Below are 21,928 nucleotides of genomic sequence, written 5' to 3'. Positions count from 1 at the left end.
CACGACACGATGGGACGCTACGAGCGCATCCTCGTACCGACGGACGGGTCGAACGCGTCACAGGACGCCGTCGCGCACGCCGTCGATCTCGCCGTCGAGCACGACGCGACGGTTCACGCGTTGTACGTCGTGGACACTGCGAGCTACGCGGGGCTGCCCATGGACTCCTCCTGGGAGAGCGTGTCCGCGATGCTGAGCAGTGAGGGAACGAGCGCGCTCGATACCGTGACCGCGGCCGCAAACGACCGTGGTGTCGCCACCGAGCGCGAACTCCGGGACGGCAACCCCGCCATGGAGATCGTGACCTACGCCGACAACGCCGGCTGTGACCTGATCGTGATGGGGACCCATGGCCGCGGTGGGATCGACCGGCTGTTGCTGGGCAGCGTCACCGAGAAGGTGGTGCGATCGTCGTCGGTGCCGGTGCTCACCGTCAGCGGCGGGGACGAGTAACGCCCGTCAGGCGGGCCGCACGTGCTGGCAGTCGCCGGCATGCACGACGGTTGTCGACTCGCCACCAGTGGCAACCACGAGCGCGCCGTGAGCCGTGACATCGACGGCGCGACCGGTGATCGTGTTGTCGTCGTCCTGGGTGATGCGCACGTGTTCGCCGAGCGTTGCTGCGCGCTCGCGCCACGCCGCCAGCGCCGCCTCCGGGCGGCCACGCAGGGCGTCGAACCGTTCGAGGACGCGCTGCACGAACACCCGTCGGTCCGTCTCGCCGGCCAGCGCGCGCACGCTCGTCGCGCCGGGCGCGAGCGCCGCCGGGTCGACGTTGACGTTCACGCCCAAGCCCACGACCACCCAGGACACGCGGCTGGCTTCGCCCTCCATCTCGGTGAGGATGCCCGCGAGCTTTCGGTTGCCGCGCGCGGCGGGTTCGCCGGGCACGACCACGTCGTTGGGCCACTTGATCGCGGCGTCAACGCCGGCCTCCCGGGCGGCGTCGGTGACCGCCACTGCGGCGGCGAACGTGAGCAGGGGCACGCGCGCCGGCGGCAGGTCCGGGCCGAGCACGAGACTCGCCCAGACGCCGCCTGCGGGCGACTCCCAGGATCGGTCCCGGCGACCGCGGCCACTCGTCTGCCGGGTTGCGAGCACGACCGTGTCGCGCGCGCCGTCGGCCGCACGCTCGCGGGCGCGGTCGTTCGTGCTGGGCAGGCTGTCGTGGTGTTCGATCGTGAACGGGGCGTCCAAGTCGACGCTGACCGCGAGCCCGCCGTAGTCGGGCACTCCGGCCAGCGTGTACCCGTCGTGGCCGCTGTCGATGGTGAAGCCGGCGTCGCGGAGTGCGTCGACGTGCTTCCAGACGGCGGCCCGGGAGACGCCGAGTTTGTCGGCCAGCGCCGGCCCGGGTGTGGGGCCGTCGGCCAACGCGTCGAGGACGGCGCGTCGGGTGTCGCTCATTGCCGGTGGTATCCGGCGTGTCCTGTTAAACCCGACTGGTTGAACGCCACACCGCACCGGAGCGGACTGCCCTGATCCGCCACAATAACTCAACTATATATTTTTCCAGTTTATTTATATCTGTTATGTTCAGATAAATTTAATTTTCAGCGAACTGTTGATACAGATGTCGATGACGGACTCCAAGTTCACACAGTACCTGTCGGATAACCCACGAATGATCGGCGCGCTGTTCACGATGCTGCTGTTCCTCTCGACAACAGGGACGGCGGCGGCGAAGCACCCTGCCGGGATTATCCAGGGACCGTAGCTGAGTAGAAAGCGTACTGAATCCGCTGTCTCGCTAAAGAAGACGCTTCAGCCGGTTTCTTCGATGGTCAGTTTGTCACTCCATGTCAGTGTTCCGTCGTAGAGGACTGGAAAGACCCCATGGTCGAAAAACGAGCGAAGATCTTCAGCAGCAACGTTGAACGTCCCGATGTGACCAGCGTTCAGATACGACGTGTCGTTCCCGGGAATGTACGGCGTGACGAGCGATCCCAGCGGCGTGTTCGTAGTCGGATAGCCAACCAGAGACACCTCGTAGCCGGCATCGGTTGCTGCCAGCTTAGCGAGCAGCAACAGGCCACTCCGGCTCTGCACCACCTGTGCGGACCCATCACCGACCGTGACGTACTGGTTCCCGAACGCCGTCACGTTGCGAGCGATCGACAGCCCCGACAGCAGCGAGAACCCGTCGTTCAGCAGTCGCGCGATCGCGTGCCCGACCCGCACGGCGGCGTCGTTGTCGATGTCCGACACGGTGACGATGCCGCCCTGGCTCCCGCGATCAACCAGCGCGCGACCCTGCGCGTGCGACTGACAGGAGTTCAGCAGGAACGCGCGGACGCCGGTCGTGTCCAGGTCCCGGGCGTCGAGTCGCCCGTCCACACACTGGAAGCCGGTGGCGTCCGTGTGCCCGATGTAGTGGAGGAAGTCGACCGTCGACTCCAACACCGTGGCGAGTTCGCTCGTGGACAGCTCGTGGCGCACCGAGATGTCGAACTCGAAGAAATCCCGCATCCCGTAGACGGCGCTGACGCAGTCCTCGGCGTCCATCGACGGGTCGTTGCAGACGACCACGACCCGGATCGGATCGCTGGCGGGCGCATCGCACGCCAGGCGCGCCTGGTAGTCCGCAGCGGTGGCCTTGTTGGCACCCACTGGCACCCCGTCGGCGAGCCACACGTGCTCGATGGACTCCGTATCCGGCGGTACCACGACATCGTCCGCGTCGGCCGCCACGCGTGGCTGGTCGCGGTCAGGCTGTGACCTGCTCCGAAGGAACGAACTCACAGCCTCGGCTCCGTGCCCGGCGTCGGATGTCGTGTCCGGTTGTGCGTCGTGGACCCGGACGTTGGCGAGGTCATCCACGACGAACGGCAGCGCGGCGATGCGTCCGGGGTCCGGGGCAATGTCCGCGGTGACCGGCCACTGCGGACCGTGTGGCTCGGTGACCGCGAACGGCACACCCAGGTATGCCGCCAGCCGTTCGGCGGGCGGCGCGTCGTAGGCCGCCGACAGGTCGATGCCGAGGGTCGGCTCGATCGCGGTGCGTTCGTGCATCGACACCGAGTACAGCCCCTCCGTCCGGACGACACAATCCAGCAAGAACACGTGCTCCAGCAGAGTCTGCACCGCGTCGCCGAACCCACTGGCGGACGGGAACGGATACCGGACGCCGTCGAGCACGAGCGCGCGCTGTGCGCCCGGCTGCACCGTCGCCCCGAGATAGTACGCGAGCGTGCTCACCCGGTACAGGTCACCCCAGTCGGGCGGGATCTCGATGGCGATCCCGGTGTCCGGAGCGTCGAGGGTGGCGGGCGCGTCGAAGGCGTCACCGCGCTCCACGAGCGGTGGATGGCCCCGTAGCGTCGGGAACGACCGCTCCGGTGTGGTGGTTTTCAGCGCGGATCCGAACAGTGAGACCGCGCGCATGCCGTCCCGCACGTCGTCGGTGATGGTGATCGTGGCCTCGGGGGCCGTATGCAGCGACCGCGCGCCCAGGCGCACGGTGGCCGTGGCGTCGAAGCTGATGACCGTCGAGTCGTCGGTGCGGTGGATCTCGAAGGGGTCCGTTACAGCCAGTTGGAGCTTCATCGACCCGATGTCGACATCCAGGGCGTACGCTCCCTGCTCGGGGTACATCGCCGACTCCTGGTTGGTGGTTTTCCCGACGAGCGTCCGGTCTGGCTGCCACACGAACACGTCCACCAGTGCCGGCAGCGTGATCCGCGTCGTGTCGAAGGCAACCGCGCTATCGACGGGCAACGCGAACCCAGCATCACTGCTGGTGTGCCACGCCTCCGCATCCGGCTGCCGAGACAGTCCATGCCCCGAGCCGGTAGCGACAGGCGTTGGGGCCACCCGGGACTCGGTGTACAGTTCGAACTGGGCGTTCTCGATCCGGTCGTGAACACGCAGCCCGGTCGGGCTCGTGGTCGGCGTGAATGCTGGGTTCATGGTGCGGCCACGTGACACCGCACGGTTCGACTGCCGCCGCCACGGAGCGCGGCGTCAGCCGGCGGTGTCGTCGGTCGGGTCGTGTGGGAGTAGCAGACAGCCAGGCGACATAATGACTCCGGTCGCGGAACCGCCCGTCTAGTCGATGACCACCAGCACGTCGTCCATGTCGACGCTGTCGTCCTCGCTGACGGCGACCTGCGTGACCGTGCCACCGTGGGACGCCACGACGTCGTTCTCCATTTTCATCGCTTCCAGCACAACCAGCACGTCTCCTGCGTCGACCGCATCGCCCTCGGACACGGCCACGTCCAGGATCGTCCCCTGCATCTCCGCCGTGACCGTCTCGCCGTCGCCCTCAACGACCGTCTCGCCGTCGTCGGCTCCGCCCGCGGGCTCCGGCGGCCCGCCGCCGCCGGTGTCCGCTTCGGGGGCCGCGAACTGCGCCGCGCCGCGCTCCTCCAGGTTGACCTCGAAGCGCTTGCCGTTGACTTCCACCGTGAAATCCCGCTCCACCACGTTCTCATCGGCACTGCTCTCGGAGGCCGTCGTCGTCCCCCACTCCGCCTGGGCGTCACTGATCCGCGACTCCTCGATGTCGCGGTCGAGATACTTCGTCGTGTGCGTGCCCCCGACGAACGCGTCGTCCGTCAGCATCAGCCGATGGAACGGGATGATCGTCGGGATGCCCTCGATGTCGTACTCGGCGAGCGCGCGCCGGGACCGCGCCAGACACTCCTCGCGGTCGCTGCCGTGCACGATGAGCTTCGCGACCATCGAGTCGTAGTCGGTGACGAGATCGTCGCCCTGCCGGAGGCCGTCGTCGACGCGCACGCCGATGCCGCCCGGCGGGTCGTAGGTCTCCAACTCGCCGCCCGTGGCGGGCGCGAAGTCGTCGGCCGCGTTCTCCGCGTTGATGCGGTACTCGACGGCGTGGCCGTCCAGTGCCACGTCGTCCTGCTCGAAGGTGAGCTCGTCGTCGGATGCGATCTTGAGCTGCCACTTCACAATGTCGACGCCCGTGAGCGCCTCCGTGACCGTATGCTCGACCTGAATCCGGGTGTTCACTTCGAGGAAGTAGAACTCCGTCTCCGGCCCGAGGAGCTCACCGGGCTCCCGTTCGGTGTCTTCCTCGACGAGGAACTCGAAGGTGCCTGCGTTGTAGTAGCCCGCGGCGTCGGCTCCACGCCGGGCCGCCGTCCCGATCTCCTCGCGAAGCTCGTCCGTGAGCGCGGGGCTCGGGCCTTCTTCGATGACTTTCTGGTGGCGGCGCTGCAGCGAACAGTCCCGCTCGCCGAGGTGCCGGACGTTCCCGTGGTGGTCCGCAAGGATCTGGACCTCGATGTGGCGGGGGTTCTCCAAGTAGCGCTCCAGATAGACGTTCGCGTTGTCGAAGTACGCCTCACCCTCACGCTCCGCCGACTCCAGTTGGTCTTCGGCCTCGTCGGCGCTGCGCACGATCTTCATGCCGCGGCCGCCACCACCGCCCTCGGCCTTGATAGCGATGGGGTAGCCGTGTTCCTCGCCGAACTCGTGGATGTCGGCGACGGACTCCACGGGGTCGGTGGTGCCGGGAACGATGGGCACGTCGGCCTCCCGCATCGTCTTCCGGGCGCTGGTCTTCTCGCCGAGCTGGCGCATCGAGTCCGCGGACGGGCCGACCCACGTGACGCCGTCGGTGTCCTCGACTTTGCCCGCGAACTCGGCGTTCTCGGCGAGGAAGCCGTAGCCGGGGTGGATGGCGTCGGCCCCGGCCCGCGTGGCCGCGTCGATGATGGCGTCGTGGTCGAGATAGGAGTCCGCCGCGCGCGCCGGCCCGACGTTGTACGCCTCGTCGGCGTACCGCACGTGTCCGGCGTGCGCGTCGGCATCGCTGTACACAGCGACCGTGTCGACCCCGAGGTCGTCACACGCCCGCATCACACGCACCGCGATCTCGCCGCGGTTGGCAACGAGTACCTTCTCGAACATTCTTGATCGTTCGTTTCAGAGACGGCCTACTCATAGCTTCGGTTCTGGATCGGCCGCCAGCCCGCGCACAGAACACCCGCTTGGGCCGCCGCCTCGCCCGGAGCGACGGCCTAAAACCGGTCGCGACGCCCCGCCGCGCTCCACGCGTCGGTGGGCGCACCGTCGGGCACGCGCACCGAGCGCCCGCCCTGTTGTTCGATGCGGCCGGCGAACCGCCATTTCTCACCGGGCCACGTCGCCTCGTTGTCGTCGGTGGCCGCCGCGGCCGCCGCCATCGCGGCCAGGTGGCTCTGGACGGCCGCAGCGATGGCGGCCGCCTCCTCCTCGCTGGCGTCCTCGGGGATCGTCAGGTCCATCTCGGCGGGCATCACAGCGGGATGTTGCCGTGTTTCTTGTCCGGCGTCTCCTCGCGCTTGCTCGCCAACATGTCGAGGTCGTCGATGAGCCGCGGTCGGGTCTCGGTCGGCTCGATGACGGCGTCGAGGTAGCCGCGGTCGGCGGCCGTGTATGGGTTGGCGAACTCCTCGCGGTACTCGTCGATGAGCTCTTGGCGGCGCGCCGCGGTGTCGTCGGCCGCTTCGAGTTCATCACTGTAGAGGACGTTCACCGCGCCCTTCGGCCCCATCACGGCGATCTCGGCGGTCGGCCACGCGTAGTTGACGTCCGCGCCGATGTGCTTGCTCGCCATCACGTCGTAGGCGCCGCCGTAGGCCTTCCGCGTGATGACCGTCATCAGGGGCACGCTCGCCTCGCTGAACGCGTACAGGAGCTTCGCGCCGTGCCGGATGATGCCGCCGTGCTCCTGGTCGGTGCCCGGCAGGAACCCGGGCACGTCCACGAGCGTCAGGATCGGGACGTTGAACGAGTCACAGAACCGCACGAACCGGCTGGCCTTCTCGGAGGCGTCGATGTCGAGGGTGCCGGCGTTCACGCGGGGCTGGTTCGCGACGATGCCGACCGACCGGCCGTCGAGTCGCGCGAACCCGACGACGATGTTCTTCGCGTAGTCCGCCTGCACCTCGAAAAACGACTGCTCGTCGACGACGCTGTCGACGACGTCGGTCATGTCGTAGGGCTTCCGTGGCTCGTCCGGGACGATGGTTTCGAGGGCGTCGTCGCGGCGCTCGGGGTCGTCGTAGGGCTCGACCCGTGGCGGGTCCTCGACGTTGTTCTGGGGGAGATACGAGAGCAGGCGCTTGATGTTGTCCAGGGCCGCCTCCTCGCTGTCGCAGGCGAAATGTGCGACCCCCGATTCGGCGGCGTGGGTGGTCGCGCCGCCGAGCTCCTCGAAGCCGACCTGCTCGCCGGTCACCGTCTCGATGACGTCCGGCCCGGTGATGAACATGTGGCTCGTGTCCTTCACCATGACGGTGAAATCCGTGATCGCCGGCGAGTAGACGGCACCGCCCGCACACGGCCCCATGATCGCCGAGATCTGGGGGACGACGCCGCTGGCCTTCTCGTTGCGGGTGAAAATCTCCGCGAACCCGCCCAGCGCGTCGACGCCCTCCTGGATGCGTGCGCCCGCCGAGTCGTTGAGCCCCACGACGGGCGCGCCGACCTCCATCGCGCGATCCATCACTTTCGTCACTTTCTCCGCGAACACCTCACCGAGGCTCCCCCCGAAGACGGTGAAGTCGTGGGCGAACACGAACGTCGTGCGGCCGTTGACGTCGCCGTAGCCGGTGACGACGCCGTCGCCGGGGAGCTTCGTTTCGTCCATGTCGAAGTTCGTGGAGCGGTGCGTGCGCAGCTGATCCAACTCGTTGAACGTGCCGTCGTCGAGGAAGTAGTCGATGCGCTCGCGAGCCGTCAGCTTCCCCTTCTCGTGTTGGGACTCGATGCGAGCCTCTCCGCCGCCGAGGAGTGCGCGCTCGGTCTGCTCGCGCAAGTCCTCGATGCGCTCTTCCATCGTCATTTGATTAGGAGGGTTCCGCAACCGGCGGCAAAAGGATTCCGAGACGGCGACAGCCCAGGACGGCGCTGTCAGGCGACGGACGCCGGCCGCCGCAGCCCCAGAAACGACACCACCGCGATGACGACGCTCAGTCCCGCGAACAGTCGCGGTTGGCTGATGGTGACTCCCCACAGCTCGACGGCCGTGATCGAGACGCCGAGCGCGGCGGCGATCCCGGAGACGAGCGTGAAAATCAGGAACACCGGGATCACCACGCCGACCGCGTACAGCCACGGCGTCGACAACGCGGACGCGACAGCGCCCGCGCCGAGCTCGTACTCGGTGACGGCGTTCTGCCCGACGACCCACCCGGTGAACAGCAGGAACCCGATGAGGCCGGCGGTCATCAGGAGGTCCACCAGGGTGCCCGCGACGAAGTCAAAGAGCCCGGGCGAGAGCGCGGTTGCGCTCCCAGTGACGGTGAACACGCCCACGAACAGCGCGGTCGCGCGGCGGCGTGAGACGCCGTACTCGTCGACCAGGAACGACACCGGGAGTTCGAGCATCGAGATCGACGAGGAGATGGCGGCCAGGGAGACGACCGCGAAAAACACCGCGCCGACGGCCCGCCCGTAGGGGACCGCAACGAACGCGTTGGCGAGGCCAACGAACAGCGCGCCGGGACCGCCAGTGCCGGCGTCGCCGACGAGCGCGAACAACAGCGGGAACACCACGAGTCCAGCGAGCACACCGATGCAGGTGTTGAGAACGGCGATCGCCGCGCCGTCGGCGGCCAGCGACCGCTCCTCGTCGAGGTACGACGCGTAGGTGATCATCGTTCCGGAGCCAAGCGAGAGCGTGAACAGCGCCTGGCCGGCGGCGGCAGGCAGGATCCCAAGCAGGTCGGCTTCAAGCAGTTCGACGTCCGGCGACAGGTAGAACGCGAGACCGGCACCCGCGCCGTCGAGCGTGCTCGCCCAGGCGGCGAGCACGATCAAAAGCACCACCACAGCCGGCATCATGAGCTTGGTTGCGTTCTCGATCCCGCGTTTGATCCCGCGGACTACGATGAGCCCGGTGATCGCGAGGAACAACAGATGGAAGCCAACGGCGTCAAGCCCGTAGCTCACCGTGGCGAAGTACTGGCCGGGGTTCGAGAAGTACGCGCCGGTCAGGCTGGCCCCGAAGTACCGCAGGATCCACCCGCCGACAACGCTGTAAAAGGAGAGCAACACGACCGCGATGACGACCGAGAGGTGTCCGAACACCCGCCACAGCGTGGAGTCCGACAGCGAGGAGAACGCGCCGACGGGGCTTCGACGGCTCCGCCGCCCGATCACGAACTCCGCCAGCAGGCCGGGCACGCCAACACACAGTACAACGCCGAGATACACCAGGAGGAACGCCGCGCCGCCGTTTTCGCTCGTCATCCACGGGAACCGCCAGAGGTTCCCCAGGCCGACTGCGCTCCCAACGGCGGCCAGAATGAATCCCAGTCTGGATGCCCATGTCTCACGTTCTGCCATGTTGTACCACGCCGTATCAGGACACGGTACAAAAGCGACACGGCTGCGACGGAGTTTGGTACCATACAACGAGTTATTATTTACAGCGTCGAGCGGGGGAGACGCCTCGGCCCGAAACGACATCGACAAGCGAGAACGGGCCGCTGGGCGGCTGACGTAGTGGGTTGTGTCGATCCCCCGCGACTGACCGCCAGGGCCGTGGGGTGATCTCGACCCAGTGTTTATGTGCACACCGGCGAACGTCCTGGTGGTGACCGTGACCGTCGACGCACTAGTGGCAGCGCCACTCGACAGCCGGATCGTCCGCATCGCGGTTGCGGTGGCACTGGGGTTGTTCCTGGGGCTGGAACGCGAGTGGGCCCAGAAGGCCGCCGGCATCCGGACGTTCGCGCTCGTGAGCGTGCTGGGTGCCATCTTCACGATGGTCGACACCGAGCGCTGCGCGGCGGCCGGAGGCGCGTGCCCGCCGGTCCTGGGCAGCGTCGGCGCGGTGTTCGTGATCGTGCTCACTGGTGTGTTGATGGTCTCCGGGCTGCGGTCGTCGGAGGGCACGCTACACCTCACGACGGCCGTGAGCATGCTCGTCGCGTACGGCATCGGCGTGCTGGCGGCGCTGGGCGCGGTCCTGCCGGCCACCGTCGTCGCAGTCACGAGTTCGATCCTGCTGGTGTTCAAACGCGAACTCCACGGCTTCGCGTGGGGGTTGTCCCGGGAAGAACTCCGCTCAACCACGGAGTTCGCGATCCTGGCGTTCGTCGTGTATCCGGTGTTGCCCACCGGCGCGATGACCGTGGGACGGGGCGGGTGGGTGGTCGAGATCGAGCCTCGCGTGGTCTGGTCGATGGTGGTGTTCGTGGCGGCCATCGGCATCGTGAACTACGTCGTCGTGCAGGCGTACGGCGGCCGCGGGATCGCTGTCACCGGCTTCTTCGGTGGGTTGGCGTCCTCGACGGCGGTCGTCGGCACACTGCTCGATCACGTGGACGCGCACGCCGACGCGACACGGTACGCCGTCGCGGGGGTGCTGTTGGCGAACGCGGCGATGGCGCTTCGCAACCTCCTCATCGTCGTGGTGTTCACCGCGTCGGCCGGCGTCCTCGTCACGGGGACGCTGCCGCTGGCGGTCATCGTCACCGGCAGCATCGCCATCGCGGCCGTGACCGCCGACTGGTCGCAGTCGGTGTCCATGGATCTCGACACGCCGTTCTCGATGCGGAACGCCCTCGGGTTCGGCGCGATGTTCCTCGTCGTGGTCGTGGCCGGCGGGCTCGCGGAGACCCAGTTCGGGTCCGCCGGGCTGCTCGTCACCGCGGTCGTCTCCGGGCTCGTGTCCAGCGCCGGCGCGACCACGTCGGCGGTCGTGCTCTACCGCACCAACGCCGTCGACGCCGACACAGCGGCGATCGCGGTGTTGTTGGCGACCGCCAGCTCCATCGGCGTGAAAGCGGGGCTGTCGGCGACCAGCGCTAACCGGACGTTCGCGGCCCGCGTCGTCGCGTACAGCGCCGGGCTATTGGTCGTCGGTGGCGGCGCTGCGGTCGTGCTGGCAGCCTAACGACGACCAATCACGGCGTCCGACGCCGTTCCCGGGGAGTGTCTGGCCGTGAGATACGCGTCCGGTGCACGTGGGACATGTCGGCGTGGCTGGAACGAACGACTTTTATTTGGGGCGGTGCCAACTGTGTGCATGGACCGTGAAACAGCCGAGCCTGACGTCCGGAGCATGCCCGGCGAGAAGGCCGCGGAATGGGTGAACTTCCACCACAATCACGCCGCCCCCTCCACGTACGTCTACGACTTCGTGTGGGACATCACCGAGGACGCCATCGGGCCGTTCTGCACGGACGTCGACGGCAACGTTCTCATGGACTTCACCAGCCACGTTGCCGCCGCGCCGTTCGGCTACAACAACCCCAAGATCATGGACCGCCTGGAGTCGTTCGACCTCGTCGACCCCCTCAAGATGGCGGGCCAGGACTTCTACGCTGGCGGCGGCACCGATCCCGAGTCGCCCGAGATCCCGACCGCGACACAGCTGCTCGACCGGCTCACCGACATCACCGCACACTACGATCTGGACACGGTGTTCCTCTCGAACACGGGCGCTGAAGCCGTCGAGAACGCCATCAAGATCTGTTACAACAACGGCGGCCACCGCGCGCTCACGTTCGACGGCGCGTTCCACGGGCGCACGCTCGGTGCGCTGTCGCTGAACCGATCGAAAGCCATCCACCGGAAGGGCTTCCCCGAGATCGGGGGCGTCGTCTCGGTGCCGTACTGCACCTGCGAGGGCGAGTGCTCGTGTGGCTGGAAGACCAACGGCCCCGGCGGAAACGTGGCCGCGGACAAGCTCCACCACGACCGCGGCGTCATCGACCCCGAAGAGGTGGCGTACCTCATCATGGAACCCCAGCAGGGCGAGGGCGGCTACCGGGTCCCCAACGACGACTTCATCGCCGACATCGCCGACATCCAGCGGACCCACGACATCCCCGTCATCAGCGACGAGATCCAGGCGGGACTGGGCCGCACCGGTGAACTCTGGGGGATCGACCACACCGAGATCGAACCGGATGTCATCACCTCCGCGAAGGGGCTGCGCGTCGGCGCAACGGTCGCCAACGAGGACCTCTTCCCCAGCGAGACCGGCCGCCTCTCCTCGACGTGGGGCGCCGGGGACATCGTCGCCGCCGCGCAGGGCGTTGCGACCATCGACGCCATCACCAGCGACGGCCTCCTCGATCACGTCGTGGCCCGCGGCGAGCAGACCACCGACCGGCTCCACGACGCCGATCCCGACTTCGTCACGGACGTGCGCGGCCGCGGCCTGATGCTGGCCGTCGAGTTCGACACCAAGAAGCGCCGTGAAGCGGTCGTGAACGCCTGCGTCAAGCGTGGCCTCCTCGTGTTGGGCTGTGGCCACAAGACGGTGCGACTACTGCCGCCGCTCGACGTCACCGAGCGCGAGATCGACATCGCGGTCGACATCCTCCTGGAGGCGCTCGACGACCCCGACGTTCGCCACGCCGGCACCTCGAAGGTCGAAGGCGAACCCACTGCGTAACGCTCACTCCGAGCGCGCAGCCGTCGACGCCGACTCGTCGTGCACGTCGAACGTCGACACCAACCCCTGCAGCCGGTCCGCCTGCTCGCGCAGCGCGGCCGTGTTTTCGCTGATCGTCGCCGCCGCGGTGGTCTGCTGTTCGGCCGCCGTGGAGGCCTGCTGTGCGTCGGCGGCGGTCGCCGTGCTGATGTCACTGACCTCCGCGATCATCGACACCGCCTCCTCGGTGCTGGCGGCCTGATCGTCGGTGGTGGTGCTGATCTCCTGGACACCGGTGTCGGTCTCCTCGGCGTTCTCGGCCACGGTCCCGAACGCGTCGACGACCGCGTCCACCGCTGAGATCGCGTCCTGCACGCTCTCGTCCGCGGTCCGGGCTTCGGTGACCGTGGCCTGCATCTGCGCGTCGATGTCGGCGACCAGCGCCTCGATGTCGCCGGCGGACGCCCGCGTCTCCTCGGCGAGGTCCTTGACTTCGTCGGCGACCACCGCGAAGCCGTCGCCGCTCTTGTCGGCGCGGGCGGCCTCGATGTTGGCGTTCAGCGCCAGCATGTTCGTCTGCTCGGCGACGTCGCTGATGAGGTCGACGATCTCACTGATCTCCGCGAGCTGGTCGTCGAGGGCCTCGACGTTCTGCACCGTCGACTCCACGGCCGACTGCACCGTCCGGGAGTCCGCGATCGCCTGCTCGGCGGTCTGCTCGCCGTCGCCGGCGACCGCCGCGGTCTCGTGCGAGCGCTCCGCGACCGAATCGGCGGACGCCGCCACCTCCTCGATGGCCGCCGACAGGTCGGTCATCTCCCCGGACACCGTCTCCAGTTTCTCGCGCTGCTCGTCGGCCCCGGCGGCGATCTCTTGGACCGTCTCGCTCACCTGGCCGCTGGCGTCCTCGATCTCGACGACGCCCGCATCGGCGTCCTCGCTGGCGGCCGCGACGTCGCTGGCGACCGCCTGGATCTCCCGGATCGTGGTCTCCGTTTCGTCGAGCATCTCGTTGAACGACGCCGCGATCGCCGCCATGGCGTCGTTTTCGACGTCGGGATCGAGGCGCACGCTGAGATCACCGTCGGCGGCCCGCGCCATCGCAGCCCCGTACGTGTTGGCGGTCGCTTCGAGGCGCTCGTTCAGGGCCGCGACCTCCCGCTGTTGGGCTTCGGCGGCCTCGCGTGCCTCCTCGGCGTCGGCTTTCAGCCGCTTCGCTTCGGCCTTTTCGGCCTCGATCTCCGCCTGGCGGGCTTCGAGGTCTTCGACCTGCTGGGCCTTTTGCCGGGCTTCCTCCAGGCGCTTCTGGGAGGCTTCCCGCGAGCGCTCGGTGGAGTACCAGTTGGCCATCAGTGCGCCCGCCAACAGCAACACGAACGCGCCGTGGATGCCACCCCACACCCACGGGTTGTTGATCGCGGCGGTGTGGTTGTAGACGCGCTCGGCGTTGATCATCCCGAAGACACCGTGCGTGAACACGACGTACACCAGTCCGAGCGCGAACGGCAGCCAGTCCTCGTAGACCGCGATGACGGCCATCCCGACGAAGAAGTGGAAGTGCGCTTCGATGAACCCGCCGGAGAACTGCACGAGCACCACCGAGGACGCCAGCACGGCCGTCGAGGCCAGCGCCGTGCGTCCCCGCCGGGACACCGACGGGATCGACGCAAGCCCGACCAGCGCCCCCACGATACCCAGCTCCACCGCGATGAGTATGCCCGGTGTCGGCGGGATCGTCGCGCCCGTGACTGCGGACTCGGTCCCCTCGTAGAGCCCGAGCGCAAGCAACAGCGGGATGTGCGCCAGCACGAACACGCGAACGTTGCGGTGGCGACGCCGCCACGCCGCCGCCGGGATCGACTCCCCCGTCGGCGTGTATTCGAGATACGTCTTGACCGCTGCAGCCAGTCCGCCGGTCGTCTCAGCGCTGCCGCCGCCGCGTGCGGATTCCCCCATGAACACCCTCAGGTGGCGGAGTTCAAAAAGCGCATTGCTGTCCTGTCACACTCAGGCATGCGCGCTCAGAACCGATACGGCCGGTCCTGGGTGTCGTTGTCGTCGGGTGTCTGGTAGCCACCGGCCACGAGGTCGTCGTACGCCATTCCGGAGAGGTATTCGTCGTACGTGGTGTCGTACGCGCCCCGGAGGTGGAAGTCGAGTCGCCCGGTCTCGGTCAGCGACTGGAACAGCGCGTGGACGGCGCGCCGCACCAGCTCGTCGGTGTCGGCGTCCAGCGCCGCCGCCAGCATCGCCAACTCCTGGGTGGTCTCCCGATCCAGGAACGCGTAGTCGTCGAGGGTTGTGGCCGCGTGCTCGACGTCTGTCTGTAAGTCGTCAAGTCCCATACGGCCGTCGAACGTGCCGGTGGACATACGCGTTTCGGCAGCGCCGTGCGCCGCCGAACCATCATCCCCAAGACGGCCGCCCGCCAACGCCCCCCCATGACGACAGGGGACGGGAGCGACCGCGCGGGCGCGACTGGGCCGGCCGACACCACAGCCCTCCAGGCGGCACTCGTCGACTGGTACACCGACTCCCACCGGTCGTTCCCGTGGCGGGAGACCACCGACCCCTACGAGATCCTGGTCTCGGAGGTGATGAGCCAGCAGACCCAGCTCTCCCGGGTGATCGACGCGTGGCGGGCGTTCCTCGATCGGTGGCCGACCACCGCCGCGTTGGCGGCCGCCGACCGCAGCGACGTGGTCGGGTTCTGGTCCGCACACAGCCTCGGGTACAACAACCGCGCCACCCACCTCCACGAGGCCGCCCAACAGGTCGAAACCGACTACGACGGCGCGATCCCGCGGACGCCCGCGGAGCTCTCGGAGCTCATGGGCGTCGGCCCGTACACCGCCAACGCCGTGGCGTCGTTCGCGTTCAACGCCGGCAACGCGGTCGTGGACACGAACGTCAAGCGCGTGCTCTACCGCGCGTTCGAGGGGATCCGCGACGACGACGACCCGGATTACCGGCCGCTGGCCAACGAGTTGCTGCCCGACGGCACGTCCCGCGTGTGGAACAACGCCGTGATGGAACTGGGGGCGGTCGCCTGCCAGCAGACCCCGCGTTGTGACGAGGCGGAGTGCCCGCTGCGGGAGTGGTGTCACGCCTACCAAACCGGCGATTTCACCGCGCCGGACGTGCCCACCCAGCCGAGCTTCGAGGGGAGTCGCCGGCAGTTCCGGGGCCGGATCGTTCGGTTGCTCGGCGAGCACGACGAGATGGAACTGGACGCGCTCGGCCATCGCGTTCGCGTGGATTACACGCCCGACGGCGAGTACGGCCGCGAGTGGCTGCGCGGCCTGTTGTCGGATCTCGCCGACGACGGGCTCGTCCGGACCGAGCACCGGGGCGAGCGGACGGTCGTCCGCCTCGAATAGCCCGACCCCGATCGGGCTGTGCCGCGCAGCCGCCGACCCACACCGCTTTTGATCCCGCCGTGCCAACACGCCCCATATGGAACACAACGTCGGCCCCATGGACGCACTGGCACGACTGCTCGGCGGCGCAGTGCTGGGCAGCGCCGCGCTGGCGACCCTGGCCGGCTACGGCGGCGGCCCCTCGGCGTTGACCCCAGCCCTCGGCGTGGGGGCGCTGTTGTTGCTCGCCAGCGGCGCGATGAACACGTGTGGCGTGTACCGCGTGCTCGGCGTGGACACCACGTGAGCCGCCACCCAGTGGGTTACGCCGCGCCGTCGTCGTCGTCGGTTTCCCGCACCGTCAACACGGGCACGTCACTGGTTCGCACGACGCGCTCGGTGACACTCCCCAGGAGCGCACGACCCAGGCCGCGGCGGCCATGCGTCCCCATCACCACGGTGTCGATGCCCTCGTCGTCGACGTACGCTTGAATCGTCTCGAACACGCCGCCGTGGAGCACGACGCCCATCGCCACCACGCCCGCGTCCTCGGCACGCGCCACCGCGTCGTCGACGACGCGCTCGCCCTCGCGCTCAAGCGGATCGGTGACGGCGTCCTCGAAGGTGACCGTGCTGTATTCGGTGGTGTCGGCGACGTACAGCACGTGGAGGGTGGCGTTGTACTTCGACGCGAGGTCGATGGCGTTGGCGACCGCGGCGTCGGCGGCGTCGCTGCCGTCGGTCGGCAGGAGGATGTCATCGTACATGCGTCCCCATTGTCACCCCGCCCCCTAAAAAAGCGTGCAGACGGCGCGCCGACTGCGGAGGTGGCGAAAAGCAAGCGTTTTCCTCCAGCCACCCGCTGGCTGTGGCATGCACGCCATCACGAACTCCGGGTGGGTGGAGGTGATAACGGGGTCGATGTTCTCGGGGAAAACCGAGGAGTTGTTGCGGCGACTGCGGCGCGCGGAGATCGCGGGCCAAGACGTCGCGGCGGTCACGCCCGCCGTCGACGACCGGTACGGCGAGGCGACGCTGGGCTCGCACGCCGGCCGGTCGTGGGCGGCAACGGTCGTCGAACCCACCGCCGAGGGCGTCGCGTCGATCCCCACGCTGCTCAACGGCGAGCAGGTGGTCGCCATCGACGAAGCCAACTTCTTCCCGGCCGAACTCGTCGACGTCTGCCAGGAGCTCGCGGCGGACGGACGTCGGGTGGTGCTGTCGGGCACCGATCAGACGTTCCGCGGGGAGCCCTTCGAGCCGGTGCCACAGCTGATGGCGATCGCCGAATACGTCGACAAGATGCGCGCGATCTGCATGCAGTGTGGGGAACCGGCCACCCGCAACCAGCGCCTCATCGAGGGCGAGCCCGCCCACTACGACGACCCCACCGTCATGGTCGGTGCCGAGGAGACCTACGAGGCGCGGTGCCGGAACTGCCATGTCGTGCGCCGTGAGTAACCCATGACGACCTGGGTGGAACCGGAGGGCGGCCGTGAGCGTGGCCCGCTCGGGCTCGCGAAGTCGTTCACGCAGGTCCTCCTGAATCCGGTGTCGTTCTTCGACGAGGCGGTGTCGCCAGGCGACCAGGCCCCGGGGCTCGTGTTCGCGATGGTTGTTGTCGGAGTCGTGGCCGCCACCGAACTCGCGGCCACGCCCAGCGACGCGTTGGCGTTCCCGACCGCCGACTGGCTGGCCGCCGTGCTCACCGTGGCGCTCGTCGTGTTACTGGTCACGCCGGCGGCGGTGCACGCGCTGTCGGCGATTCAGACGCTCTGTCTCGTGATCGCGACGATCTCGGAGTCCCGGGGCGGCGTCAGTGAAACCGTCCAACTGATCGCGTACGCGGCGGCCCCGTGCGTGGTCACCGGTCTGGGCGTGCCGGTGCTCACGCTGCTCGCGGGCGTGTGGTCGTGGTGCCTGCTGGTCGTCGGGACGAGCGTCGTCCACGAGATCTCCCTCCCACGGGCGGTGATCGCCGCCGCTGTGCCGGGCGTGCTGGCGTTCGGCGCCGGGTTCGGTGCCATCCCCGCCGGCGAGCAGGTCATCCACGCGGCAGGGCTCGCATTTTAGACGCGCCGGCGACAACGGTGTGTGTGCTGAACATCACGCTCTCGGAGTTCATGGTGGAGCTGAAAGACGGCTCGATCAAGAACGTCGGCCCCACGAACAAACACGCCGACGCGAAGCTCTTCGACGTCGACGACGCGACCGCCCGCGAGTTCGGTGACAAACGCGTCAAGCTCGTCTTCGAGGACGACTCCGGCAACGAGGTCCAGGTGGCGCTGTTCCCCGAACAGGTCGCCGCGCTCGCCGACGACATCGACGCGCTCACGGCCGACAGCCCGGTGTTCGAGTGACCGGCGCGGTTTCGATAATCGTTTAGGGCAGCGCCCGCTTCTTCGATGCAAATGGGTACTTGTATCGTCTGCGGCTCCTCTACGGACGGCCACATCTGCGCCACCCACGAAGAGGACGTCGTGTTCGATTTCCGTGGTGACTCACCAGACCAACTCACCCCCGGCCGGTTCTACCGCGGGACCGTCGACGGGTTCGCCGAGTTCGGCGTGTTCGTCGACGTCGGCGGCACCGTCACGGGCCTCCTGCATCGCTCGGAGGTCCCCGGTCGCGTTGACTCCCTGGCGTGGGATGTCGGCGACGACGTGTTCGTGCAAGTGACCGACGTCCACGACAACGGCAACATCGACCTGGGGTGGTCGATCCGGGAGTCGATGCGTGACTTCCGCGGCGAGCTCGTCCACGACCCGGCGAACGACTCGGACGCCGCGCTCCCCGCCGACGACGAGGCGGACAGCGACACAACTGACGACGGCGACACCACCGACGACTCGCGGGACGCGGAGACCGCCGACGGGGGGAAACGCGTCTCCGACGCGGACGCCACGACCGAACGCGCCGCGGACGCCAGCTTCGAGTTCAGCGGCGCGGACGACGACGACACCGACCACGAAACGGTGCGCGTCGACGCCCTCGACGACCACGTCGACGACGCGGTCACCGTCGAAGGGGAGATCACGGCCGCCCGCCAGACCAGCGGCCCGACGGTGTTCGAGTTGACCGACGAAACCGGCGCTGTCGACGCCGCCGCGTTCGTCGAGGCCGGCGTTCGCGCATACCCCGAGATCGAACCCGGAGCCGTCGTGCAGCTCACGGGCACCGTCGAGCGCCGGCGCGGCGACCTCCAAGTGGAGACCGAGGCCGTCACCGAGCTCACCGGCGACCGCGCCGACGAGGTCCGCAACCGCATGGACGCCGCCCTCGACGACCGCGCAGCGCCCGCCACCACCGCGCTGCTTGCGCCCGACGACGACGCCGTGGCCGCGGTCCACGACGACATCGTGGACGCCGCGACCGCGGTTCGGCGCGCCGTCATCGACGCCCGACCGGTCATCGTCCGCCACCCCACGACCGTCGAGGGGTACGTCGCCGGCACCGCCATCGAGCGCGCGCTGCTGCCGCTGATCCGCGACGAGCACGCCCGCGAGGACGCCGAATACCATTACGTCGACCGCCGCCCCCTCGACGACGCCTTCTACACCATCGACGACGCGACCGGCGACGTGACGAGCATGCTCGAGGCGGCCCACCGCCACGACGAGAAACACCCACTGTTCGTGTTCGTGGGCACCGGCTCCACGACCGAGTCCACGGACGCCCTGGACCTCCTGGACATCTACGACGCCGACACCGTGGTCGTCGACGGCGGGTACGCCGACGACGCCGCCGGGATGGACGTGCTCGTTTCCCCGACGGCGGCCGGCGAGCAGCCCGTGAACACGGGCGCGCTGGGCGCGCAACTCGCCGCCGTCATCAACGACGACGTGCGCGCGGACCTCGCCCACCTGCCGGCGGTCGCGTACTGGACGGATCTCCCGGCCGCGTACGCGGACCTCGCGGCGGACGCCAGCTACGACAGCGACGCCCGCGAAGCGCTCCGTGACGCCGTCGCCCTGGAGGCGTTCTATCAGTCCTACGAGGACAAACGCGAGCTCATCGCCGACCTCCTCTGGGGGGACGCCGACGACGACCTCGCGGACCACATCGCCACGCAGTTCCGGGACCGGCTGGCGACCGAGCTGTCGACCGCCGAACCGCATCTGTCGACACGCCACCACGACGGCGTCGCGTTCGAGACGCTCGACGTGGGCGCCTACACACACCAGTACGACTTCCCGCCGGTCGACCTGCTGTTGGACGCGTTGCACCGCCGCGCGGACAGCACCGACGTGTTGCTCGGTGCCGGCGAGGACGCGCTGCGGGTGCGCAGCGACGACGCCGTCGACGTGCACGCGGTCGTCGACGCCATCGACGACGACCTGACCACCACCGCGGGCGTGACCGCTCGCGGGGCGCGAGACGGCCGCATCGAGTTCCTGGCCGGAGAGCGCGACGCCGTCCTGGACGCGGTCGTCGACGCCATCGCGGCCCAGCTGGCGTAACGCCCCGAACGACACGCTTTTTCGCCCGCGGCGGCTTGCAGTCAGCAATGAGCAGTAACGCCGACGACGGCGCGTTCCAGGCCGCCTGCGAGGAGCTCGTCTCCCGGATCCTCGCCGGTGATGTCGGCAAAGACGACATCGAGGACGCGAAACTCGACGTCTGTGGTGAGTACGCCGCGTCGAAGGTGCCCAAACACTCCGACCTCCTGGACGTGGCGCCGGACGGCCGGCGGGACGAACTGGAGGACGTGCTCCAGCGCAAGCCGGTGCGGACGGCGTCCGGGGTGACGCCCGTCGCGATCATGACCAGCCCCCACACCTGCCCGCACGGCAAGTGTCTATACTGTCCGGGCGGCCCGGCGAGCGAGTTCACGTCCAGCCAGTCGTATACCGGCCACGAGCCCGCCGCTGCGCGTGGCGTGCAAAACGACTACGACCCGTACGGCCAGGTGACCCTGCGCCTCCACCAGCTCCGCCAGATCGGCCACCCGGTCGACAAGGTGGAGCTCATCCTGATGGGGGGGACGATGACCGCGCGCAGCCACGACTACCAGGAGTGGTTCGTGAAGCGCGCGCTGCAAGCGCTCAACGACTTCGACCCCGACCAGGAGCCCGCACCCAACCAGACGGAGTCGTTCGCCCAGGACCCCACGGAGTACGACTTCCGGTATCTGGAGGACGTCATCGCCGACAACGAGCACGGGGCGCTCCGGAACATCGGCACGACGTTCGAGACGAAACCCGATTGGTGTGACCCCGAGCAGGTCGACCGGATGCTGGATCTCGGCGCGACGAAAGTCGAGGTGGGCGTCCAGACCACCTTCGAGCGCGTGAACCGAGAGATGCATCGGGGCCACGGCGTGCAGGCGTCCGTGGACGCCAACCGGCGGCTGCGGGACGCCGCGTTCAAAGTCGGGTTCCACATGATGCCCGGCCAGCCCGGCATGAGCAAGGAGATGGTGTTGGAGGACTTCCGGCGGCTGTTCGACGACGAGCGCTGGAAGCCCGACTACCTCAAGATCTACCCGACGCTGGTGGTGCGGGACACCATCACCTACGACATGTGGCGCAACGGCGACTTCGAGCCCCTGCACAACGAGGAGGCCGCCGACCTCGTCGCGGAGATCAAGGACATGATCCCGCGGTACACGCGCCTGCAGCGCGTCCAGCGGGACATCCCCGCGGACTTCATCGACGCCGGCGTCTGGAAGTCCAACCTGCGCCAGCTCGCCCGCCAGCGCATGGCCGAGCACGGCTACACCTGCGACTGCATTCGCTGCCGTGAGGCCGGGATGAACGACGACGACCCCGAGAACGTCAGCCTCGACGTGGAGACGTACGCTGCCGGCGGCGGCACGGAGCACTTCATCAGCATCGAGGACTTCCAGCAGGACCTCCTGGTGGGGTTCGCGCGCCTGCGGTTCCCCAACGAGCCGGCGCGCGAGGAGCTGACCGACGCCGCGCTGTTGCGGGAGCTCCACGTCTACGGCAGCGAGGTGAGCGTCGGCGACGACACCGGCGACGACCAACACCAACACCAGGGCTACGGGCGGCAGCTCATGGAGCGCGCCGAGCACCTGGCCGCCGACAGCGGCTTCGAGAAGCTGTCGGTCATCTCCGGCATCGGGGCGCGCCAGTATTACAAGCAGCAGCTTGGCTACCACCAAGACGGCCCGTACGTCTCCAAGCGCCTCTGAGTGCCGTGCCGTCGGTCCCAACGGCTACCGGGCAGCGACCGTAAGGCAGAGGGGTGGGGGCCGACA

General features: G+C 68.4%; 20 protein-coding genes. 11 read left to right on the top strand and 9 right to left on the bottom strand.

What is annotated here, in order from left to right; translation table 11 throughout:
- Positions 1-9: 9 nt before the first annotated feature.
- Positions 10-453, top strand: a complete 444-nt coding sequence (locus ACOZ32_RS11420) for a universal stress protein (protein WP_010903120.1) — start codon at positions 10-12, stop codon at positions 451-453.
- A 6-nt stretch (positions 454-459) separates the two neighbouring features.
- Here ACOZ32_RS11420 and ACOZ32_RS11415 read toward each other — a convergent pair whose 3' ends face one another.
- Complete coding sequence (locus ACOZ32_RS11415) at positions 460-1,407, bottom strand: biotin--[acetyl-CoA-carboxylase] ligase (protein WP_205250848.1); 948 nt, start codon at positions 1,405-1,407, stop codon at positions 460-462.
- A gap of 166 nt (positions 1,408-1,573) precedes the next feature.
- Here ACOZ32_RS11415 and ACOZ32_RS11410 point away from each other — a divergent pair, with 166 nt between their 5' ends.
- Positions 1,574-1,717, top strand: a complete 144-nt coding sequence (locus ACOZ32_RS11410) for a DUF7503 family protein (protein WP_422388115.1) — start codon at positions 1,574-1,576, stop codon at positions 1,715-1,717.
- Positions 1,718-1,764: 47 nt separating this feature from the next.
- Here ACOZ32_RS11410 and ACOZ32_RS11405 read toward each other — a convergent pair whose 3' ends face one another.
- The 5 genes from ACOZ32_RS11405 to ACOZ32_RS11385 all read right to left on the bottom strand — a co-directional run bounded on the left by ACOZ32_RS11405 (position 1,765) and on the right by ACOZ32_RS11385 (position 9,303).
- Complete coding sequence (locus ACOZ32_RS11405; RefSeq protein WP_205250847.1) at positions 1,765-3,909, bottom strand: hypothetical protein; 2,145 nt, start codon at positions 3,907-3,909, stop codon at positions 1,765-1,767.
- Positions 3,910-4,047: 138 nt separating this feature from the next.
- Positions 4,048-5,880, bottom strand: coding sequence for an acetyl-CoA carboxylase biotin carboxylase subunit (locus ACOZ32_RS11400; protein ID WP_424335226.1), 1,833 nt, complete (start codon positions 5,878-5,880; stop codon positions 4,048-4,050).
- Positions 5,881-5,990: 110 nt separating this feature from the next.
- Positions 5,991-6,248, bottom strand: coding sequence for an acc operon protein (locus ACOZ32_RS11395; RefSeq protein ID WP_205250845.1), 258 nt, complete (start codon positions 6,246-6,248; stop codon positions 5,991-5,993).
- Positions 6,248-7,792 (bottom strand): acyl-CoA carboxylase subunit beta, encoded by a 1,545-nt coding sequence (locus ACOZ32_RS11390; RefSeq protein ID WP_345944595.1) that lies wholly within the window; start codon positions 7,790-7,792, stop codon positions 6,248-6,250. Before ACOZ32_RS11390 ends, ACOZ32_RS11395 begins: the two co-directional genes overlap by 1 nt.
- A 74-nt stretch (positions 7,793-7,866) precedes the next feature.
- Entirely contained in the window at positions 7,867-9,303 is a 1,437-nt protein-coding gene (locus ACOZ32_RS11385) for a sodium-dependent transporter (protein ID WP_424335225.1), read from the bottom strand.
- A gap of 223 nt (positions 9,304-9,526) precedes the next feature.
- On the opposite strand from ACOZ32_RS11385, the gene ACOZ32_RS11380 reads away from it, so the two are divergent.
- Together ACOZ32_RS11380 and ACOZ32_RS11375 are read left to right on the top strand one after the other, a co-directional pair.
- Positions 9,527-10,858, top strand: coding sequence for an MgtC/SapB family protein (locus tag ACOZ32_RS11380; RefSeq protein ID WP_205252772.1), 1,332 nt, complete (start codon positions 9,527-9,529; stop codon positions 10,856-10,858).
- Between the two features lie 132 nt (positions 10,859-10,990).
- Positions 10,991-12,367: an aspartate aminotransferase family protein gene (locus tag ACOZ32_RS11375; RefSeq protein ID WP_010903110.1), complete on the top strand. Its 1,377-nt coding sequence runs from the start codon at positions 10,991-10,993 to the stop codon at positions 12,365-12,367.
- Positions 12,368-12,370: 3 nt separating this feature from the next.
- Here ACOZ32_RS11375 and htr8 read toward each other — a convergent pair whose 3' ends face one another.
- Positions 12,371-14,302, bottom strand: a complete 1,932-nt coding sequence (htr8, locus tag ACOZ32_RS11370) for a chemotaxis signal transducer protein Htr8 (RefSeq protein ID WP_424335224.1) — start codon at positions 14,300-14,302, stop codon at positions 12,371-12,373.
- A gap of 65 nt (positions 14,303-14,367) precedes the next feature.
- Complete coding sequence (locus tag ACOZ32_RS11365) at positions 14,368-14,691, bottom strand: hypothetical protein (protein WP_205250842.1); 324 nt, start codon at positions 14,689-14,691, stop codon at positions 14,368-14,370.
- 96 nt (positions 14,692-14,787) lie between these two features.
- Here ACOZ32_RS11365 and ACOZ32_RS11360 point away from each other — a divergent pair, with 96 nt between their 5' ends.
- Together ACOZ32_RS11360 and ACOZ32_RS11355 are read left to right on the top strand one after the other, a co-directional pair.
- Positions 14,788-15,726 (top strand): A/G-specific adenine glycosylase, encoded by a 939-nt coding sequence (locus ACOZ32_RS11360; RefSeq protein WP_424335223.1) that lies wholly within the window; start codon positions 14,788-14,790, stop codon positions 15,724-15,726.
- A 76-nt stretch (positions 15,727-15,802) separates the two neighbouring features.
- Complete coding sequence (locus ACOZ32_RS11355) at positions 15,803-16,012, top strand: YgaP family membrane protein (RefSeq protein ID WP_010903107.1); 210 nt, start codon at positions 15,803-15,805, stop codon at positions 16,010-16,012.
- Positions 16,013-16,028: 16 nt separating this feature from the next.
- Here the strand turns inward: ACOZ32_RS11355 and ACOZ32_RS11350 are convergent, their stop codons facing one another.
- Positions 16,029-16,472, bottom strand: coding sequence for a universal stress protein (locus ACOZ32_RS11350; protein ID WP_424335222.1), 444 nt, complete (start codon positions 16,470-16,472; stop codon positions 16,029-16,031).
- Between the two features lie 106 nt (positions 16,473-16,578).
- Between ACOZ32_RS11350 and ACOZ32_RS11345 the strand changes: the two genes are divergently transcribed.
- Genes ACOZ32_RS11345 through ACOZ32_RS11325 form a run of 5 tightly spaced genes read left to right on the top strand, consistent with a single transcriptional unit; the run spans position 16,579 to position 21,862 of the window.
- Positions 16,579-17,166, top strand: coding sequence for a thymidine kinase (locus ACOZ32_RS11345; RefSeq protein ID WP_010903105.1), 588 nt, complete (start codon positions 16,579-16,581; stop codon positions 17,164-17,166).
- A gap of 3 nt (positions 17,167-17,169) precedes the next feature.
- Positions 17,170-17,778, top strand: a complete 609-nt coding sequence (locus ACOZ32_RS11340) for a YIP1 family protein (protein WP_205250837.1) — start codon at positions 17,170-17,172, stop codon at positions 17,776-17,778.
- A gap of 23 nt (positions 17,779-17,801) precedes the next feature.
- A complete protein-coding gene (locus ACOZ32_RS11335) occupies positions 17,802-18,065 on the top strand; it encodes a hypothetical protein (RefSeq protein ID WP_012289345.1) in 264 nt (87 codons plus the stop codon).
- Between the two features lie 51 nt (positions 18,066-18,116).
- Positions 18,117-20,165: an OB-fold nucleic acid binding domain-containing protein gene (locus tag ACOZ32_RS11330; protein ID WP_205250836.1), complete on the top strand. Its 2,049-nt coding sequence runs from the start codon at positions 18,117-18,119 to the stop codon at positions 20,163-20,165.
- Between the two features lie 47 nt (positions 20,166-20,212).
- On the top strand, positions 20,213-21,862 hold the full coding sequence (locus tag ACOZ32_RS11325) for a tRNA uridine(34) 5-carboxymethylaminomethyl modification radical SAM/GNAT enzyme Elp3 (RefSeq protein ID WP_205250835.1): 1,650 nt from the start codon (positions 20,213-20,215) through the stop codon (positions 21,860-21,862).
- Positions 21,863-21,928 lie beyond the last annotated feature (66 nt).

Source organism: Halobacterium sp. MBLA0001, from assembly GCF_049705385.1.
Classification (GTDB): domain Archaea; phylum Halobacteriota; class Halobacteria; order Halobacteriales; family Halobacteriaceae; genus Halobacterium; species Halobacterium salinarum.
The sequence above is the reverse complement of the archived record's forward strand: the minus strand, read 5'-3'. Positions and strand labels throughout refer to the sequence as shown.

Bases quoted from the DNA above. Each gene is read 5' to 3' on its own strand.
- ACOZ32_RS11420 (WP_010903120.1), top strand. From the start codon at position 10: ATGGGACGCTACGAGCGCATCCTCGTACCGACGGACGGGTCGAACGCG.
- ACOZ32_RS11415 (WP_205250848.1), bottom strand. From the start codon at position 1,407: ATGAGCGACACCCGACGCGCCGTCCTCGACGCGTTGGCCGACGGCCCC.
- ACOZ32_RS11410 (WP_422388115.1), top strand. From the start codon at position 1,574: ATGTCGATGACGGACTCCAAGTTCACACAGTACCTGTCGGATAACCCA.
- ACOZ32_RS11405 (WP_205250847.1), bottom strand. From the start codon at position 3,909: ATGAACCCAGCATTCACGCCGACCACGAGCCCGACCGGGCTGCGTGTT.
- ACOZ32_RS11400 (WP_424335226.1), bottom strand. From the start codon at position 5,880: ATGTTCGAGAAGGTACTCGTTGCCAACCGCGGCGAGATCGCGGTGCGT.
- ACOZ32_RS11395 (WP_205250845.1), bottom strand. From the start codon at position 6,248: ATGCCCGCCGAGATGGACCTGACGATCCCCGAGGACGCCAGCGAGGAG.
- ACOZ32_RS11390 (WP_345944595.1), bottom strand. From the start codon at position 7,792: ATGGAAGAGCGCATCGAGGACTTGCGCGAGCAGACCGAGCGCGCACTC.
- ACOZ32_RS11385 (WP_424335225.1), bottom strand. From the start codon at position 9,303: ATGGCAGAACGTGAGACATGGGCATCCAGACTGGGATTCATTCTGGCC.
- ACOZ32_RS11380 (WP_205252772.1), top strand. From the start codon at position 9,527: ATGTGCACACCGGCGAACGTCCTGGTGGTGACCGTGACCGTCGACGCA.
- ACOZ32_RS11375 (WP_010903110.1), top strand. From the start codon at position 10,991: ATGGACCGTGAAACAGCCGAGCCTGACGTCCGGAGCATGCCCGGCGAG.
- htr8 (WP_424335224.1), bottom strand. From the start codon at position 14,302: ATGGGGGAATCCGCACGCGGCGGCGGCAGCGCTGAGACGACCGGCGGA.
- ACOZ32_RS11365 (WP_205250842.1), bottom strand. From the start codon at position 14,691: ATGGGACTTGACGACTTACAGACAGACGTCGAGCACGCGGCCACAACC.
- ACOZ32_RS11360 (WP_424335223.1), top strand. From the start codon at position 14,788: ATGACGACAGGGGACGGGAGCGACCGCGCGGGCGCGACTGGGCCGGCC.
- ACOZ32_RS11355 (WP_010903107.1), top strand. From the start codon at position 15,803: ATGGAACACAACGTCGGCCCCATGGACGCACTGGCACGACTGCTCGGC.
- ACOZ32_RS11350 (WP_424335222.1), bottom strand. From the start codon at position 16,472: ATGTACGATGACATCCTCCTGCCGACCGACGGCAGCGACGCCGCCGAC.
- ACOZ32_RS11345 (WP_010903105.1), top strand. From the start codon at position 16,579: ATGCACGCCATCACGAACTCCGGGTGGGTGGAGGTGATAACGGGGTCG.
- ACOZ32_RS11340 (WP_205250837.1), top strand. From the start codon at position 17,170: ATGACGACCTGGGTGGAACCGGAGGGCGGCCGTGAGCGTGGCCCGCTC.
- ACOZ32_RS11330 (WP_205250836.1), top strand. From the start codon at position 18,117: ATGGGTACTTGTATCGTCTGCGGCTCCTCTACGGACGGCCACATCTGC.
- ACOZ32_RS11325 (WP_205250835.1), top strand. From the start codon at position 20,213: ATGAGCAGTAACGCCGACGACGGCGCGTTCCAGGCCGCCTGCGAGGAG.